Genomic DNA, 16,196 nt, shown 5'->3' on the forward strand with positions numbered 1-16,196 from the left:
ATAAGGAGAGCGACATGGATCCCTACACCCCGTTCTGCGGCACACCGCCGATCCCGACCGAGCTGCTGACGCGGTGGACCTTCGATCCGGTGCTGATCGCGGGCCTGCTGGTCGCGTTGGGGGCGGGGTTGGCATGGGCACCCGACAGACGGCGGTTTGCCACGGCGTGGGCGCTGGTGGCGTTCCTGTTCGTCTCGCCGCTATGTGCCGCGTCCATGGCGCTGTTTTCCGCCCGCGTGGCGCAACACATCCTGCTGACGCTTGTGGCGGCCCCGCTGCTGGCGGCGGCCCTGCCGAAGACACGGGTTTCACCCGTCGGGGCGGCGGCGGCCTTTGCCGGGCTCTTCTGGATGTGGCACGCGCCCGGCCCATATCAGGCGACGCTGGAAAGCGACCTGGTCTACTGGTCCATGCATATCAGCCTGTTCGCCGCAGCAACGCTGATGTTCGCCACGATGCGCGCCGCCCCGGAAAAGGCGGTGCTGGCCGCTGCGCTGACGGGGGCGCAACTGACGGTGTTCGCGGCCCTTCTGACGCTGTCGCCCAGCCCGTGGCACGGTTGGCACGCGCTGACGACGGTGCCCTATGGCCTGTCGGCGCTGGCCGATCAGCAACTGGCGGGCGCGCTGATGTGGGTGGCGGGCGGTGGCCTGTTCATGGCGATGATCGCGCATCTGACATGGCGCTTTCTGCGTGAGACAAGCGCCGGTCACCGCTAGCCGGTCAGCAGGGCAGACGGCGGCTGCGCGTGTGCACTCCGCCACAGGCCATAGCGTGAGATCATTGGCCCGTGGCGCGCCCGGTGATGGCCCGGGACCGTCCGCACGCGCGGGTCTTCATCTGCCGACGGAACGGAACGAAACCCACGATCCTGCGTTGACCCATGAATCCCAAAAAGGTGAGCCCCCGACATGACGGCGTTTTCGACGATCAATCCTGCGACTGAAACCAAACTGGCGGGTTATGACCTGATGTCGCCCGATGCGGCCTTTGACAAAATCCAAAAGTGCCACGCGGCGTTTCTGGACTGGCGACAGAAAAGCCATACCGAACGCGCACCCTATCTGCGCGACATCGCAAAGGTATTGCGCAGCAAGGCGGATGAATACGCCAACCTGATGACCGAAGAAACCGGCAAGCTGTTGCGCGACGGCAAGACCGAGGTGGAACTCTGCGCGCAGATTTTCGAATACACGGCCGAGCATGGCCCCGACATGTTGGCCGATGAAGAACGTCAGCATGGCGCGGACGGCAAGCAGGGGTTCGTGGCCTATTGCCCGATCGGGGTGATCTACAGCATACAACCGTGGAATTTCCCGGTCTACCAGCCCACCCGCGTGCTTGCGTCCAACTTGATGGCGGGCAACGGCGTCATCCTGAAACATGCCTCGATCTGCACGGGCAGTGGCCTCATGCTGCGCGACATCTGTCTCGAAGCTGGCCTGCCCGAAGGGTTGTTTGATGTGCTGATCATTGATCACGACACGTCGGATGCGGTCATCGAACACAAGCTGATCCGCGGTGTGACCATGACGGGCAGCGACGGCGGCGGCCGCCATATCGGTCAGGTTGCCGCGAAGAACCTCAAGAAGACGGTGTTGGAGCTTGGATCCAACGACGCCTATCTCGTCCTGGAAGACGCCGACATCGAATTGGCCGTGAAAACCTGCGTCCAGGGCCGTCTGTTCAACAATGGCGAAACCTGTGTGTCCGCCAAACGCTTTGTCGTGACCGAAGCGGTGTATGATGATTTCATCGGTGCCTTTGTCGAACAGATGCGCGCGATCGAACTTGGCGATCCAAAGGACGAGGATACGCAACTGGGCCCGCTTTCGAGCGAGGAACAGTTCGACACGATCTGTGAGCAGGTCGCCGAAAGCGTCAAAGGTGGCGCGGAAATCCTGTGTGGCGGCGAAGCGCCTGACCGGACGGGTCAGTACTATCCCGCGACCGTGCTGGTGAATTGCCTGCCCGGAACACCGGCCCATGATGACGAGATTTTTGGCCCCGTCGCCGCGGTCATCAAGGCCAAGGACGATGAAGACGCAATGCGCATCGCCAACGACAGCCGCTATGGGCTGGGCGGCGGTATCTTTACCCGCGACGAAGAAAAGGCGCGCAAGCTGGCCCGCGATCATTTCGACACCGGCATGGTGCGGATCAACTCGTTTGGTGCGGCGGACCCAAACATGCCCTTCGGGGGGGTGAAGGACTCCGGTTTCGGGCGCGAGCATGGCGGCTTTGGCATGAAGGAATTCGTCAACGTCAAGGCGATCTACATGCCCTGAGGCATTGCCTGCCGATGCCGGGACGACCCCGTTGTCGCCCGTTGCCCAACGCCCTCGAAAAGGACACCCGACCCCGTGATCACCATCCATTGCCTCGCCTACTCCCGCGCCATTCGGCTGATCTGGCTGATGGAGGATCTGGGCCAGCCCTACGATCTGGTCCGATACGAACGGACCGATGCCTTTCGCGCACCGCAAGCGTTGCGCGACGTCCATCCGCTGGGAAAATCGCCGGTCATCGAGGATGGCGATCTGCGTCTGGCCGAGTCAGCAAGTTGCCTGCGGTATCTCACGGGAAAATTCGACGATGACACCCACGCGCCGGACCCGGGGACGGCTGCGTATGCACAGCACGAAGAAATGCTGGACTACGTCGAAAGTTCGTTCGCCGCAGCCTGTATGAACGTGCTGCTGCCAGCCATGAAAGGCGAGGACATCGCCGAAAACGCGCGGGATACCCTGCAGATGCACCTGAGCTATATCGCGCAAACCCTGCCTGATCACGGCCTGCTCTTTGGTGAAAAAGCGTCCCTCGCAGACATCCAGATGTCCTACCTTCTGGCAAACCTCGCCGCGACTGGCTTTCTGGCCGACGCGCCCCGCATCGAAACCTATTGGAACGACCTGCAAAAACAGGACGGCTACATCGCCGCAACAAAAGTGGCCGGACCGATGGCCCCCGATCTCTGAGCCGCCCCAAAACGCGCGCGGCCCATCTTCAAATTCAACAAAGGACCTTGTCATGAAAATTCTTGTCGCAGGCGCCACCGGCGCCACCGGTACACGCCTTATGAACACACTCGTATCAGAGGGGCACGCCCCCATCGCCCTGGTGCGCGAAAGCTCTGACACCAGCAAACTGCCGGATCAGGCTGAGACGCGCATGGCCGACCTTGCGGACCTTCAGGACGGCGTGTGCGACGGGTGTGAGGCGGTGATCTTTGCCGCCGGATCAGGTGGCGACACCAGCGCGGACATGACCGACAAGATTGATCGCGACGGCGCGATCAGCTTGATTGACCACGCCTCCAAGTCGGGCGTGTCCCGCTTTGTCATGCTCAGCAGCGTCGGCGCGGATGATCCTGATCCCAGCACCGACATGGGCCATTACCTGAAGGCGAAACATGACGCCGACGAATACCTCAAGGGATCTGGCCTGACCTATGCCATCGTGCGCCCCGTCGCGCTGACCGACGAGGATGGCAGCGGCGACATGAAGTTCGGCGACGATGTTGACCCAAAGGCCAAAGCCGCCCGCGGCGATGTCGCGCGCGTTCTGGCCGATGCCGTCACAAGCGACGCGTGGGTCGGCAAGACCCTTTTGATGCAGTCGGCCTGAGCATTGTCTGCCGATTGCGCAGACCAACGGGTGTGATTGCACCGACTTTTGAAAGGATGACGCATGTTGCCCACGCCACGCAGTTTTTCACATATCGGTCTTTCCGTTCCGGATCTTGACGCCGCCGTCAAATTCTATGCTGAGGTCCTTGGGTTCTACACGATCATGCCGCCGACGGACGTCACAGAGGACGACAGCGATATCGGTGTGATGTGCACCGATGTCTTTGGCGCGGGCTGGGGGCATTTACGGATTGCACATTTGGCCACGGCTGATCGGATCGGACTGGAGCTGTTCGAATTCGACGGCAATTCGGCCCCACAGGACAATCTGGCGTTCCGCAAGCATGGCACGTTCCACTTTGCCATTCAGGACCCCGACCTTGAAGGGTTGCTGGCCAGAATTCTGGCCGCCGGCGGTAAGCAACGGATGCCCGTGCGCGAATATTTTCCCGACAAAAAGCCATATCGGATGGTCTATGTCGAAGATCCGTTCGGCATCGTCTTTGAAATTTACAGCCACAGCTATGAGTTGACCTATTCGGCGGGCGCTTACGCCTGAGCGCGCCTCGCCCACTTTCACCGACAAAAGGAGCCTGCACCATGAAAGCAGCCATCATCCGTGACTACGAAACAGACATCGAAATCGACGAGGTTGGCGAGCCTGACTTGCAGGACGACTCGGTTCTGATTTCGGTCCACGCCGCCAGCCTGAACCCGATTGACTACATCCTTCAGTCCGGCGTGATGAAGGACAACATCCCGCTGCAATTCCCCCACGTCATGGGCTTTGACGTATCCGGCGTGATCACCAGCGTCGGCAGCAAGGTGAGCGGGTTCAAGGTCGGCGATGCCGTCTTTGCCCGCGCAAATCAGGACGATGCGGGCGCCATCGCGGAAATCGCGCGGCTGAAAGCAGACGAAATGGCGCTGAAACCCGAAAACATCAGCCATGTCGAAGCCGCCTCCGTTCCGCTGGCCGGGCTGACGGCTTGGCAGGCACTGATCACCAAGGGGAACCTGAAGCGGGGCGAAAAGGTGCTGATCCACGCAGGCTCGGGCGGCGTCGGCACATTGGCGATCCAGATTGCAAAACACATCGGCGCGCACGTGGCGACCACCTGTAGCCCGCGCAATGCGGACCTGGTGCGCAGTCTGGGCGCGGACGTCGTGATCGACTACAACACCCAGGCGTTCGAGGATGAGCTTTCCGACTACGACATGGTCTTCGACATGCTGGGCGGCGAGACGCTCAACCGGTCGTTCAAGGTGCTGAAAAAGGGCGGCAGGCTGGTGTCGATCAAGGGGCAAGACACCGACAATCTGGCCGAAAAACATGACGTCCGGTTCGAGTGGTTTTTCATGGAACCGGATGGCGAGATGCTGGGCCAGCTGGCCACACTGATCGGGAACGGCACGATCAGGACCGTCATCGACAGCACTTACGGCATGGCGGAAACGGCAGCGGCTTACGGCGCTTTGAAAGACGGGCACGCGGTGGGCAAGATCGTTGTGGAAGTGGCCTAAGGTGCCGTTGCTGAATCAACGCCGCGCGCGCCCGCAAAAGGGGCTGATTGTCCGACACTTCACACCCTTGGGCGCCGATGATGTGCGCCGCGCCTTCATGTGCCATCAACGGTCCTTGGGCCGCGCGGTCTGGGCGTAGGTTATGTCCCGGATCGAAATCCAACATGAAACGACGTACCGGTACGCAGGTTCCGTGTCTTTGGGCCCGCACCGGATGATGCTGCGCCCGCGCGAGACACGCGATTTGCGCCTGGTGCGTTTCGATCTGGATGTGTCGCCCGACGCCCGTATCGACTGGTCGACCGACGTGGCCGGGAACACCGTGGCAAAGGCAACCTTCGAAGAGGCAAGCGATACCCTTGCTATCAAGGCGCATATGTTCGTCGATCTGACCGCGCCGGTTTGGCCCGTCTTCCCGATCTCGGCCGACGCGGCCTCTTATCCGTTTGTCTACTTGAATGACGCAATGACCGATCTCGGGCCACTTGCCGCGCCGCAATATCAGGATGACGCGGGTCGGCTGTCCGACTGGGTCGAAGGGTTCGTGATGCAGCGGCCGACCGATACGCTGTCCCTGCTCAAGGACGCCGCCAATGGCGTGACGGCGCAGGTCGCCTATCAAAGCCGCGAGACGGAAGGGACGCAAGGACCGCTCGAAACACTGGACAGGGGCTGGGGCACGTGCCGCGATTTTGCGGTTCTGTTTGCCGAAGCAGCGAGGACACTGGGCTTCGGGGCGCGGATCGTGTCCGGCTATCTCTCAAATCCGAACGCCGACTTGACCGGTTCCGCGGGCGATGGCTCCACCCACGCCTGGGTCGAGGTCTTTGTGCCTGGCGCCGGATGGATCCCGTTCGACCCGACCAATCAGTCGGTTGGCGCCGCCAACCTGATCCCCGTCGCCGTGGCGCGCAGGATCGAACAGGTGGCCCCGGTGACCGGAAGTTTTCACGGTGCGACCGATGCACAGATGTCGATGGATGTCGCCGTAAGCGTCAAGCATATCGCGGACACCGGTCGCACCGACATCTGATCCTTCGCAATCTGGCGCAACCCCGGGGATGTGTTTGCCAACGTAGATGTATATCGCGCCCGGCATCGCTGCCCTCGGGCATCTTTGTCTCAGCCCAAAGGGATGGCCAGACGAAACACAGTGCGATCATCATTCGATGTGACGCCAATCGCACCGGAATGCGCCTTTGCGATCTGATCCGCGATGTACAGCCCCAGCCCCAATCCCTGAAGAGACGCGCTTTTGTCGGCACGCTCGAACGGCTTGAACAGATTCACGAGAACATCCTGCGGGATCGCCTGTCCGGAGTTGGCAACCGATAGCACGAACAAGCCATCCACCTCCTCCGTCACCACAGAAATCGGTTCATCCCGGGACCCGTGCGTGACGGCATTGGCCACCAGGTTCGACAACAGCTGATCCAGTCGCGCCGCGTCGCACAGCAATGCGCCATCGAACTTGAACGACGTCTGGATCTGTCGCTCGGGATGCGCCATCCGGACCTCATCGACCACGCGTTCGAAACCCATTTGAAGAGCGTCGATCCGCTTCAGATCAACGGGGATGCCACCCCCCAGACGAGCCCTGGCAAAGTCCATGATGCTGTCGATCAGCTTCGCCATCCGATCTGCGCTTCCATCTATGGCTGCAAACATCGCGGCGATTTTTTCGTCATGGGGTTGGCGTGAAGCGATGCGGACGGCCGACCCGATGGCAGCCAGGGGGTTGCGCAGATCATGTCCCAGAATGACAATGAACTGCTCGCGCAAAAGGGCTTCGTCCTCTGAGGATTGCAGGGCGCGGGCGTTCGCCTTGTCCCGTGTGACATCGCGCGCACTGCACACGAAGATGTCGCCTTCGGGGACGGCCACCCATGACAGCCATCGGTAGTCGCCATCCTTGCATCTGTATCGGTTCTCAAAATGCAGGGCAGGCTTGCCCTCTTTCATCGTGGAAAACAACGCCAGCGTCCGATCCATATCGTCGGGATGAAGAAAATCGGTAAAGACCATGCTTCGAATTTCGACTTCGGACCAGCCGAGAACAGCTTGCCAAGCCGGGTTGGTTTCCACGAAAACCCCCGACTGATTGACGATCCCCAGCAGGTCAGGCGACACCTGCCAGGTCAGGCTTTGTTTATCGGCAACAGATGTCATTGTGGCAGCATAACAGACGGTTAACGATTATCATGCAACATACAACCGGCAGCTGCTAGCGAAAACTGCACATTCTTAGCAATGGGCGGCCAGCACATGACCTTGATGGCACGCAAAACCGACGGTGTTAAATTCGACATCTGATCGCGAAGGCGCGATTCCGCAATGGCCGTGGCCTGCCGTCTTGGCGGTCAGGTTTCAATTTCAGTCAATCGCGGCCCTTTAGGTCGACCTTAACGCCCCTTTCGGGGGCAGAAATGCGGTATCGCAGAAAGATGTGCGGCGTGACAGCGGTGTAACGGACACACCAAATGTCCATCACCATCCCGGCGTCCCGGAGGCGGTGGAGGATTTCACGCTTAAGGCGCTCATCGCGGAACCGGGGGTACGCGCGGATGCTGTCAGGCAATCCGCTACGACAGAAGGATCCACGACACGAACAGAAAGAGCGGGCCCGCAACCAATGCAGCGATGAACAGGCCCATGCCACTGCGCGGCGACGTGTCATGCGGGTCGTCCAACCCGCGGGGCGCATCTTGCCTGCCGGCATCGCCGGGGCCCGCACGCACTTCGCCCTGACTGTCGATGGCCTGGACAGTGTCGCCCTGCATGCCCGCCCCTGGGCGCGGCGCGCGGCGCCCGGCCTCTTCATCCGTGCCAAGCGGGGCGGCAGCGGGGTGCGTGCCATGTTCGGTGTCGGGGTTGTGCGCATGATCCGTCGGATCGACCGGATCGGCCTTGGGGCGGGGTTTGCGGGCCGGGTCCTTTGCCATTGCACGAGTTCCTTTGTGCTGTCGTCCTTGCGGGATCAACAAATCAACAGCCAAAGCGCGCGGTCGGTTCCGGACATTCGTGCGGAACCACCGACCGGCCGCCTGCGTTGATGTCACGTCCAGCATCGGAGACGCCATGACCACCACACTTCCCCAAACCCCCGATCTCGTGGTCATTGGTGCGGGCGTGGCCGGCGGTCTGGTGGCCAAGCGCGCGGCCGAGGCTGGTCTGCGTGTTACCATCATCTGCGACGGTCCCGTCGTGGCGCGCGGCGACCTGGTCAACCGGTTTCGAAACGCGCCGGACCAGACGATGATGTCGCCCTATCCCGTCTTGCCCCATGCGCCGCAACCGCAGACCGTGCGCACGGATGACTACCTGATCCAGAAGGGGCCATACCCCTACGACCAGCAATACATCCGCGTCGTGGGTGGCACGACCTGGCACTGGGCCGCCGCCACATGGCGGTATCTGCCCAACGACATGAAGCTGAAGACCCTTTATGGCGTCGGGCGCGACTGGCCGATCAGCTACGACGACATCGAACAGTGGTACCAGATGGCCGAAGAGGAAATGGGCGTCGCCGGGCCGGAAAACGCGCCCTACGATGCCCCCAGGTCCAAACCGTATCCGATGGGACCGGCCCCGTTTTCCTATATGGACCGGGCGTTCAACGAAAAACTGTCGGCGCTGGGCTATGATCACATTCAGGCCCCGCAAGCCCGCAACAACCAGCAGGTCTATGACGACCGCCCACCCTGCTGCGGCAACGCCAATTGCATGCCGATCTGTCCCATCGGGGCACAGTATTCCGGCAATATGTCCGTGGAAAAGGCGCAGGCCGCCGGGGCGGACCTGATCACCGATGCCGTCGTGCACCACCTTGAGGTCGACGCCGAAGGACGCATCACCGCCGCCCGTTACCTCAAACCCGACCGGTCAGAATTCCGTATCGAGGCGTCACGCTTCGTTCTGGCCGCCAACGGCATCGAGGGGCCGAAGATCCTGCTGATGTCGACACAGGAAAATGCCCCCGACGGGGTCGCCAATACGTCCGACATGGTGGGCCGCAACCTGATGGACCACCCAGGCACAGCCAGCGCGTTCCAAAGCGCCGAGCCGCTTTGGCCCGGGCGCGGGCCAAACGTGCTGTCGGCCATCACGAACCTGCGCGACGGTCCGTGGCGGTCGGACATGGCCGCACGCAAGCTGATGATCCTGAACATGAACCCCGTGGCCGGTGTGACAGAAGAGGCCATCGACGAAGGGCTGACCGGGACCGCATTGCGCGACGCGATCCGCCACCGCACGGCCCGCGCGCAGGTGATCACCAGCTTCAACGAACAGCTGCCGGACCCCGCCAACCGCATCGTCCCCTCGACCGAAGGGTTGACCGACGCGCTTGGCCTGCCGCGCCCTGAAATCCGCTACAACATCGACGACTACGTGCACCGCGCCGCAGCCGACACGCGTGCCCGCGTCGAAAAGATTGCCGAGGCGATGGGGGCCGCACCGGGCAGCGTGTCGCATAATGACGGCTACGCCCCCAACAACCACATTACCGGGGCCACGATCATGGGCGACGACCCGTCCGACAGCGTGGTTGATGCTGACTGCCGCACCCATGATCACCCGAACCTGTGGATCGCGTCCTCGTCGACCTTTCCGTCGGTGTCCAGCGTGAACGTGACCCTGACCATCGCCGCCCTTGCCCTGCGCATCGGCGAAAGCATCGCGGCGGAGGCGCGGCCATGAGACGTGTATCGCTGATCGCCGCCGCCCTCCTGTCCCTGACCCTCGCGCCCCAGGCGGGCGGGCAGGGGGCTGACGTGCTGCTGAACTGCGCGGCCTGCCACGCGGTCGGGCCAGACCGGAACGCGGGCGACGTGGCGCGGGCGCCGTCGCCCTATCCCAACCTCAACGGCCAATCGGTGCGCTATCTCGACCGCCAGCTTTGGGCCTATCGCGAAGGGCTGCGCCAGCACCCGCAGATGCAGGCCACGGCCACCGCACTGGGGGACGGGGCAGGGGCCATGGCGCGCATGTATGCCGATGCGCCTGCGCCGGAGCTGACGTTCACCGCATCGCCCGGTGCGTTTGCCGATGCGGAAACGCTGGTCATGGAAGGCGACTGGTCGCGCGGACTGCCATCCTGCGCCAGTTGCCACGCGCTGGACCCCGATGACCGCGCGCGCCTGTCGCCGCGTCTGCACGGCCACCCCGCGCCCTATATCGCCCGTCAGTTGCGCGCTTATGCCGACGGCACGCGCCGCTCTGACCCGATGGGCCGGATGCGCGCCTATGCCGCCGAACTGACCGAGGACGAGATGTCCCAACTGGCCGATTACTACGCCGCCTGGGGGCCGGAGACTGACCAGACGCAGGAGGACGACACCGATGGTTGACCCATACGCCACATCGCGCCGCAGCTTTCTGGCGGGCGTGTCCGCCGCCGCCTTGATCCCCGGCCAGGCATGGGCGCAAGGCGCGCCGACATTCGAGGATTTCGCCGCCCGCGCCCGCGCCATGTCCGGCTTTGACCCGGTGCCGCGCAGCCTTCTGACGGGCGCGCGCAGCGTGTTGGACGACATGCAGGCCACCGCCTTTGCGGATGGGCAAGGCGCTGCCGCTGATGAGGTGACCAAGACGGTGCTCAAGGCGCTTTATACCGGGCGGCACATGCCGCGCGACGGCGACATGGAACGTTTCGCCTATGCCGACGCGCTGATGTATGCCGCCATCGAGGACAGCGTGAACGTGCCCAGCTATTGCGGCGGCATACCGGCCTATTGGGCCGAAAAGCCCCGGATTGCGTAACCCGGCGCGACATGAACAGCATTGATTACAACGCGTTGCATTGCGTTGCCAACGGGCAACGCCTGCGCAGGGCCATCGCGGCACGCCTGCACGCCGCACCCGTCACTGGCCTGCGCGCACAGATGCGCGTCCGCTTGCACAGCTTGTAGGACGCGGTTCCTGATCCGGGCGCAGGTGTTGCGACAGGCGTTGGCGTGCGGCGCAGCATATTGCCGCCGATCCGACCATGTTATGCGCGCCGCCGGTGGAACCCCATGCGCCACGCGTCCGTTGACCCGGTAGACACCGAAAAAGGAGCATATGATGCCTGCCGTAGAGAACGCGAAGATCCTGATCATGGCCACCAACGGGTTCGAACAGTCCGAACTGATGGGGCCGAAACAGCAACTTGGCGATGCCGGGGCCACGGTCCATGTCGCAACGCCCGACGGCGAGGCGATCACCGGCTGGGACGGTGGCGATTGGGGCGACACGATCGAGGCCGATTTGAAAATCTCCGACGTGACCGTCGATGACTACATCGCGCTGGTCCTGCCGGGCGGCCAGATCAACCCCGATATCCTGCGCACCGACGACACCGCCGTGCAGGTGGTGCGCGACTTCGTTGCCGGCAACAAGATCGTGGCCGCCATCTGCCACGCGCCATGGCTGCTGATCGAGGCGGGCGTGGTTGAAGGGCGCGAGATGACCGCCTATCCGTCCATCCGCACCGATTTGCGCAATGCCGGGGCCAACGTGGTCGACAAGCAGGTCGCCATCTCGAACGGCATCATCACCTCGCGCAATCCGGATGACATCGACGCCTTCGTCGCCAAGATCCTGGAAGAGGTGAAAGAGGGCGAACACCAGCGCAACGTCGCCGCGCAATAGACCGGTTCGGGCACCCGCCGACATCATCGGCGGGTGCCTCGCTTTTTCCGGTGCATGGAACTTGCACCCCGCATGCGCGTTGCGCTTTCACAAGAAGGATTGCCGCCGCCATGTCATTTCCCCATGCCCGTCCCCGCGCCCCCGTCCATCCATGAGCGAAGATCGCACATCGCTGGAATTCGAGGATGACCGAGGGTCCGGCCGTTCAAGCTGGATCGCGGCGGGCATGACGCTTGTTGCGGTCGCGTGGATGGGCAGCGGTTTCATCTGGCCCGCGGACGACACGTCCGACACCGCCAGTTCAGACACCGAGGCCGAGGCGGTGTCCGTCGCCACACGCACCTCTCGGGCCGAGGATATCACCCTGTATTTTCGCGGCGAAGGGCAGGCCGAACCCGACCGCGAGACGATGATCCGCGCCGAAATCTCTGGCGATGTGGCCGAAGTGCTGGTTGAAAAGGGAAGTGATGTCAGCACTGGCGAGGTTCTTGCCCGTCTGACCACGACGCGGTTGCAGGCCGATCTGAGCCGCGCGGAAGAGGAATTCGACCGCGCCGAACGCGAATTCAACAATGCCGTCGAATTGCTGGACCGCGGTGTGGCCACGGTGGATCGCGTCTCGCAGGCGCGCGCCACGCTTGCCGCCGCCCGCGCCGCCCGCACCAATGCCGAAGAGGCGCTGGACGCCGCCCGGATCGAGGCCCCATTTGACGGACGGCTGGAACAGTTCAACGTCGATCCCGGCGAATATGTCACCGCCGGGTCCGAGGTGGGCCGCATCGTCGACAACCGCCCGCTGACCGTCTCGCTTCAGGTGCCGCAGCAGATGCTGGCCGGGCTGCGCGACGCGCAGACCGCGCGCGTGACGTTCATTACCGGACAGGAACGCGACGGGCGGGTGGCCTTTGTCGGATCGTCCGCCGCGTCCGAGACGCGCACCTTTCTGGCCGAAGTCGTCGTGCCCAACGAAGGTGGCGACATTCCCGCTGGCATCTCTGCCGAGATCCGCATCCCCACCGGCAAGGAACGCGCGCATTTCGTGGCACCGTCCATCGTGTCGCTGAACGCCGCCGGAGAGATCGGGGTCAAGACGGTCGCGGACGGCGCGGTCGTGTTCCACAAGGTCGAGATCGCGCGCGCTGAGGTGGACGGCCTGTGGGTCACCGGCCTGCCCGACGAGGTGGAGCTGATCACCATCGGGCAGGGCTTTGTCCAGGATGGCGAGCCGGTGCGCACGCGGGCCGAACCGGGTGCGCAGGGCACAAGCGGATGAACGCGGTGATCGACGCCGCCTTTTCCCGCACCCGCGTGGTGATCATGGCGCTTGTCGCCATTTTGGCCGTCGGTGCCTATGCCTATGTCGCGATCCCGAAAGAGGCGAACCCCGAGGTGCCGCTGCCGCTGGTCTTTGTCACCACCGGCCTTGACGGCATCAGCCCCGCAGATGCCGAGGACTTGCTGGTCAAGCCGATGGAAACCGAATTCGGCGCGCTCGAAAACCTTGAAAAGATGACGGCGCAGGCGGGGCAGGGCTTTGCCAACGTGCAGCTTGAGTTTACCGCAGGCGGCGACATCGACGACGCGCTCGACAAGGTGCGCGAGGCCGCCGACCGCGTGGAAAGCGAACTGCCCGAGGATGCGCGCGACCTGACGATTGTCGAGATCAACACGAGCCTCTTTCCCATCATCACCATCGTGCTGTCCGGTCCGCTGCCGGAACGGGCGTTGAACGACATCGCCGACACCGTGCAGGAAGACCTGGAAGCGCTGCCCGGCGTGCTGGAGATCGACATTGGCGGGCAGCGGGACGAGTTCCTTGAGGTGCTGATCGACCCGACGGTGTTCCAGACCTACAACCTCAGCTTTGACGAGATCGTGGGCCAGATCCAGCGCAACAACCGCCTGATCGCGGCCGGTGCGATCCAGACGGGGGGCGGGCGCATCGTGCTGAAGGTGCCGGGCCTGATCCAGAACGTCGAGGATGTGATGGACATGCCTGTCAAGGTGCGCGGCGATGCGGTCGTGACCTTTGGCGATGTGGCCACCGTGCGCCGCACGTTCGAGGACCCCGACAGCTTTGCCCGGATCGACGGCCAGCCTGCGCTGTCGCTGGAAGTGACCAAGCGGTCGGGCGCCAACATCATCGACACCATCGCGCAGGTGAAGGCGCGGATCGACGCGTTGTCGCAGGACTGGCCCGATGCGGTGCAGGTGACCTATCTGCAGGACCAGAGCGAACAGGTGGAAACCCTGTTGTCGGACCTTGAGGCGAATGTCATCGCGGCCATCATTTTGGTCATGGTCGTCGTGGTCTTTGCCCTTGGCCTGCGGCCGGCGATCCTTGTGGGGCTGGCCATTCCCGGCGCGTTCCTGTCGGGCGTCATCGCGCTGTGGGCGTTCGATTACACGATGAATGTGATTGTGCTCTTTGCCCTGATCCTTGTCGTGGGGATGCTGGTGGACGGGGCCATCGTCACGGTCGAACTGGCCGACCGCAAGTTGCAGGAGGGGATGGACCGGCGCGCGGCCTATGCCTTTGGCGCAAAGCGCATGGCGTGGCCCATCATCGCGTCCACCGCGACCACGCTGTCGGTGTTCTTTCCGCTGCTGTTCTGGACGGGCACGACGGGTGAATTCATGAAATTCCTGCCCATCACCGTGATCCTGACGCTGTTTGCGTCGCTGTTCATGGCGCTGATCTTTATCCCCGTGGTGGGCGGTGTGATCGGCAAGCGCCAACCGCAAAGCGCGCGCGGCAAGGCGGTGCTGCACGCCGCCGAACTGGGCGATCCGCGCGACATCGGCGGGGCCACGGGGGCCTATGTGCGGGTGCTGGAATGGGCGATCCTGCGCCCCGGCACCACTCTGCTGTGTGCCGTTGGCCTGCTGGTCGCGACCTTTGCGGCGTATGCCGAGTTCGGGCGCGGCGTGTCGTTTTTCCCTGAGATCGAGCCCGAGTTCATGCGTGTGGAATTGCGCGCGCGCGACAACCTGTCGATCTGGGAACGCGATGCGCTGGTGCGCGCGGTCGAGGCGCGCTTGCAGGGCTATGACGAGGTCGAGACTGTCTATGCACGTGCGCAACTGGCCGAGGGGCGGCAGGACGAGGATACGATTGGCGTCATTCAACTGGACCTGATCGACTGGGACGAACGGCGCACCGCCGCGGAACTGGGCGCGGAGTTGCGCGCCGATCTGGGCGACATCCCCGGCATCGACATCGAGGTGCAGACCGCCAGCAACGGCCCCAATCAGGGCAAGCCCATCAACCTGCAACTGCGGACCCGCAGCCCCGACAAGCAGGCCGCCGCGGTCGAGACCGTGATGACCCTGATGGACGAGATCGGCGGCTTTACGGACGTGACCGACACGCGGCCCCTGCCGGGGGTCGAGGTTTCGATCCAGGTCAATCGGTCCGAGGCCGCGCGCTATGGCGCGGATGTCAGCCTGCTGGGGCAGGCGGTGCAGCTTCTGACCCAAGGGATCACCGTCACGGATTATCGCCCCGACGACACGGACGGAGAGCTGGACATCCGCGTCCGCTTCCCGCGCGAGGAGCGGTCGCTGGCCGAGTTGAACACGTTGCGCGTGCCGACGCCCGCGGGGCTGGTACCGATCTCGAACTTCGTGACATTCGAGCCGTCCGAGCGCGTGGGCACCATCCGACGCATCGACGAGGCGCGCGTCGTCACGATCGAGGCGGACGTGGCCCCGGGCGTCCTTGTGGCCGAGCAGATCAGCGCGCTGCGCGGCGCCCTTGAAGGTGCCGACCTGCCGGACGGCGTGACCTATTCCTTTGCCGGTGAGGCGCAGGACCAGCAGGACGCGGCGCAGTTCCTGAGCAGCGCCTTTGTCGCGGCCCTCGTGCTGATGGTCCTGATCCTCGTGATCCAGTTCAATTCCTTCTTTCAGGCCGCCATCGTGATGAGCGCCATCATCTTCTCCATCGCCGGGGTTCTGCTGGGCCTGCTGGTCACGGGCCGCCCCTTCGGCATCGTGATGGGCGGCATCGGGGTGATCGCGCTGGCGGGGATCGTGGTGAACAACAACATCGTGCTGATCGACACCTACAACGATCTGAAACGGCAGGGGGTGCAGTCGCTGGAGGCGGCGTTGCGCACCGGCGCGCAGCGGTTGCGGCCCGTTCTGCTGACATCCGTAACCACAGCGCTGGGGCTGATGCCCATGGTGATCGGGGTGAAGCTGGATTTCTTCACGCGCGAGGTCGTCTATGGCGCGCCGTCGACGCAGTGGTGGACCGAACTGTCCAGCGCCATCGTCGGCGGGTTGACGGTTGCGACGGTGCTGACGCTGGTGCTGTCACCTGCGATGCTGATGCTGCAGGATCGGCTTGCGCAGGTCAGGCTGCCGGAATTTCTGAGGGGTCTGAAAAGGTCGAAACCCGCGCGGTGA

Annotated in this window: 16 protein-coding genes; 14 read left to right on the forward strand and 2 right to left on the reverse strand. The window is 63.5% G+C overall.

Features of this window, described 5'->3' with window-relative positions:
- Positions 1-14: 14 nt before the first annotated feature.
- The 7 genes from BWR18_RS01760 to BWR18_RS01790 all read left to right on the forward strand — a co-directional run bounded on the left by BWR18_RS01760 (position 15) and on the right by BWR18_RS01790 (position 6,186).
- Positions 15-719, forward strand: a complete 705-nt coding sequence (locus BWR18_RS01760; protein ID WP_076626429.1) for a cytochrome c oxidase assembly protein — start codon at positions 15-17, stop codon at positions 717-719.
- Positions 720-911: 192 nt separating this feature from the next.
- Positions 912-2,288, forward strand: coding sequence for an NAD-dependent succinate-semialdehyde dehydrogenase (locus BWR18_RS01765; RefSeq protein WP_076626430.1), 1,377 nt, complete (start codon positions 912-914; stop codon positions 2,286-2,288).
- 75 nt (positions 2,289-2,363) lie between these two features.
- The gene (locus BWR18_RS01770; RefSeq protein WP_076626431.1) at positions 2,364-2,978 is read left to right on the forward strand and encodes a glutathione S-transferase family protein; all 615 of its coding nucleotides are present in this window, start codon (positions 2,364-2,366) and stop codon (positions 2,976-2,978) included.
- 52 nt (positions 2,979-3,030) lie between these two features.
- Complete coding sequence (locus tag BWR18_RS01775; RefSeq protein ID WP_076626432.1) at positions 3,031-3,627, forward strand: SDR family oxidoreductase; 597 nt, start codon at positions 3,031-3,033, stop codon at positions 3,625-3,627.
- 63 nt (positions 3,628-3,690) lie between these two features.
- The gene (locus tag BWR18_RS01780) at positions 3,691-4,188 is read left to right on the forward strand and encodes a lactoylglutathione lyase family protein (protein WP_076626433.1); all 498 of its coding nucleotides are present in this window, start codon (positions 3,691-3,693) and stop codon (positions 4,186-4,188) included.
- Between the two features lie 41 nt (positions 4,189-4,229).
- The gene (locus BWR18_RS01785; RefSeq protein ID WP_076626434.1) at positions 4,230-5,153 is read left to right on the forward strand and encodes an NADP-dependent oxidoreductase; all 924 of its coding nucleotides are present in this window, start codon (positions 4,230-4,232) and stop codon (positions 5,151-5,153) included.
- Positions 5,154-5,295: 142 nt separating this feature from the next.
- Positions 5,296-6,186: a transglutaminase family protein gene (locus tag BWR18_RS01790; protein WP_076626435.1), complete on the forward strand. Its 891-nt coding sequence runs from the start codon at positions 5,296-5,298 to the stop codon at positions 6,184-6,186.
- Between the two features lie 89 nt (positions 6,187-6,275).
- Here the strand turns inward: BWR18_RS01790 and BWR18_RS01795 are convergent, their stop codons facing one another.
- Both BWR18_RS01795 and BWR18_RS01805 read right to left on the reverse strand, forming a co-directional pair.
- The gene (locus BWR18_RS01795; protein ID WP_076626436.1) at positions 6,276-7,322 is read right to left on the reverse strand and encodes a PAS domain-containing sensor histidine kinase; all 1,047 of its coding nucleotides are present in this window, start codon (positions 7,320-7,322) and stop codon (positions 6,276-6,278) included.
- A gap of 413 nt (positions 7,323-7,735) precedes the next feature.
- Positions 7,736-8,095, reverse strand: a complete 360-nt coding sequence (locus BWR18_RS01805; RefSeq protein ID WP_076626438.1) for a hypothetical protein — start codon at positions 8,093-8,095, stop codon at positions 7,736-7,738.
- 136 nt (positions 8,096-8,231) lie between these two features.
- On the opposite strand from BWR18_RS01805, the gene BWR18_RS01810 reads away from it, so the two are divergent.
- From BWR18_RS01810 to BWR18_RS01835, 7 genes are all read left to right on the forward strand, one after another.
- A complete protein-coding gene (locus tag BWR18_RS01810; protein ID WP_076626439.1) occupies positions 8,232-9,851 on the forward strand; it encodes a GMC family oxidoreductase in 1,620 nt (539 codons plus the stop codon).
- Entirely contained in the window at positions 9,848-10,501 is a 654-nt protein-coding gene (locus BWR18_RS01815) for a c-type cytochrome (RefSeq protein WP_076626440.1), read from the forward strand. The genes BWR18_RS01810 and BWR18_RS01815 overlap by 4 nt, the downstream gene beginning before the upstream one ends.
- Complete coding sequence (locus BWR18_RS01820) at positions 10,494-10,913, forward strand: sugar dehydrogenase complex small subunit (RefSeq protein WP_076626441.1); 420 nt, start codon at positions 10,494-10,496, stop codon at positions 10,911-10,913. Before BWR18_RS01815 ends, BWR18_RS01820 begins: the two co-directional genes overlap by 8 nt.
- Before the next feature lie 11 nt (positions 10,914-10,924).
- Complete coding sequence (locus BWR18_RS21530) at positions 10,925-11,062, forward strand: hypothetical protein (protein WP_157598618.1); 138 nt, start codon at positions 10,925-10,927, stop codon at positions 11,060-11,062.
- A gap of 154 nt (positions 11,063-11,216) precedes the next feature.
- Positions 11,217-11,783 carry a type 1 glutamine amidotransferase domain-containing protein gene (locus tag BWR18_RS01825; RefSeq protein ID WP_076630059.1) on the forward strand — a complete coding sequence of 189 codons (567 nt, stop codon included), beginning with the start codon at positions 11,217-11,219 and terminating at the stop codon, positions 11,781-11,783.
- 151 nt (positions 11,784-11,934) lie between these two features.
- A complete protein-coding gene (locus BWR18_RS01830; protein WP_076626442.1) occupies positions 11,935-13,056 on the forward strand; it encodes an efflux RND transporter periplasmic adaptor subunit in 1,122 nt (373 codons plus the stop codon).
- Entirely contained in the window at positions 13,053-16,196 is a 3,144-nt protein-coding gene (locus BWR18_RS01835) for an efflux RND transporter permease subunit (RefSeq protein ID WP_076626443.1), read from the forward strand. The genes BWR18_RS01830 and BWR18_RS01835 overlap by 4 nt, the downstream gene beginning before the upstream one ends.

Source organism: Tateyamaria omphalii, from assembly GCF_001969365.1.
In the GTDB taxonomy this organism is placed as follows: Bacteria; Pseudomonadota; Alphaproteobacteria; order Rhodobacterales; family Rhodobacteraceae; genus Tateyamaria; species Tateyamaria omphalii_A.

Bases quoted from the DNA above. Each gene is read 5' to 3' on its own strand.
- BWR18_RS01785 (WP_076626434.1), top strand. From the start codon at position 4,230: ATGAAAGCAGCCATCATCCGTGACTACGAAACAGACATCGAAATCGAC.
- BWR18_RS01805 (WP_076626438.1), bottom strand. From the start codon at position 8,095: ATGGCAAAGGACCCGGCCCGCAAACCCCGCCCCAAGGCCGATCCGGTC.
- BWR18_RS01775 (WP_076626432.1), top strand. From the start codon at position 3,031: ATGAAAATTCTTGTCGCAGGCGCCACCGGCGCCACCGGTACACGCCTT.
- BWR18_RS01815 (WP_076626440.1), top strand. From the start codon at position 9,848: ATGAGACGTGTATCGCTGATCGCCGCCGCCCTCCTGTCCCTGACCCTC.
- BWR18_RS01765 (WP_076626430.1), top strand. From the start codon at position 912: ATGACGGCGTTTTCGACGATCAATCCTGCGACTGAAACCAAACTGGCG.
- BWR18_RS01835 (WP_076626443.1), top strand. From the start codon at position 13,053: ATGAACGCGGTGATCGACGCCGCCTTTTCCCGCACCCGCGTGGTGATC.
- BWR18_RS01780 (WP_076626433.1), top strand. From the start codon at position 3,691: ATGTTGCCCACGCCACGCAGTTTTTCACATATCGGTCTTTCCGTTCCG.
- BWR18_RS01820 (WP_076626441.1), top strand. From the start codon at position 10,494: ATGGTTGACCCATACGCCACATCGCGCCGCAGCTTTCTGGCGGGCGTG.
- BWR18_RS01790 (WP_076626435.1), top strand. From the start codon at position 5,296: ATGTCCCGGATCGAAATCCAACATGAAACGACGTACCGGTACGCAGGT.
- BWR18_RS01825 (WP_076630059.1), top strand. From the start codon at position 11,217: ATGCCTGCCGTAGAGAACGCGAAGATCCTGATCATGGCCACCAACGGG.
- BWR18_RS01810 (WP_076626439.1), top strand. From the start codon at position 8,232: ATGACCACCACACTTCCCCAAACCCCCGATCTCGTGGTCATTGGTGCG.
- BWR18_RS01830 (WP_076626442.1), top strand. From the start codon at position 11,935: ATGAGCGAAGATCGCACATCGCTGGAATTCGAGGATGACCGAGGGTCC.
- BWR18_RS21530 (WP_157598618.1), top strand. From the start codon at position 10,925: ATGAACAGCATTGATTACAACGCGTTGCATTGCGTTGCCAACGGGCAA.
- BWR18_RS01760 (WP_076626429.1), top strand. From the start codon at position 15: ATGGATCCCTACACCCCGTTCTGCGGCACACCGCCGATCCCGACCGAG.
- BWR18_RS01795 (WP_076626436.1), bottom strand. From the start codon at position 7,322: ATGACATCTGTTGCCGATAAACAAAGCCTGACCTGGCAGGTGTCGCCT.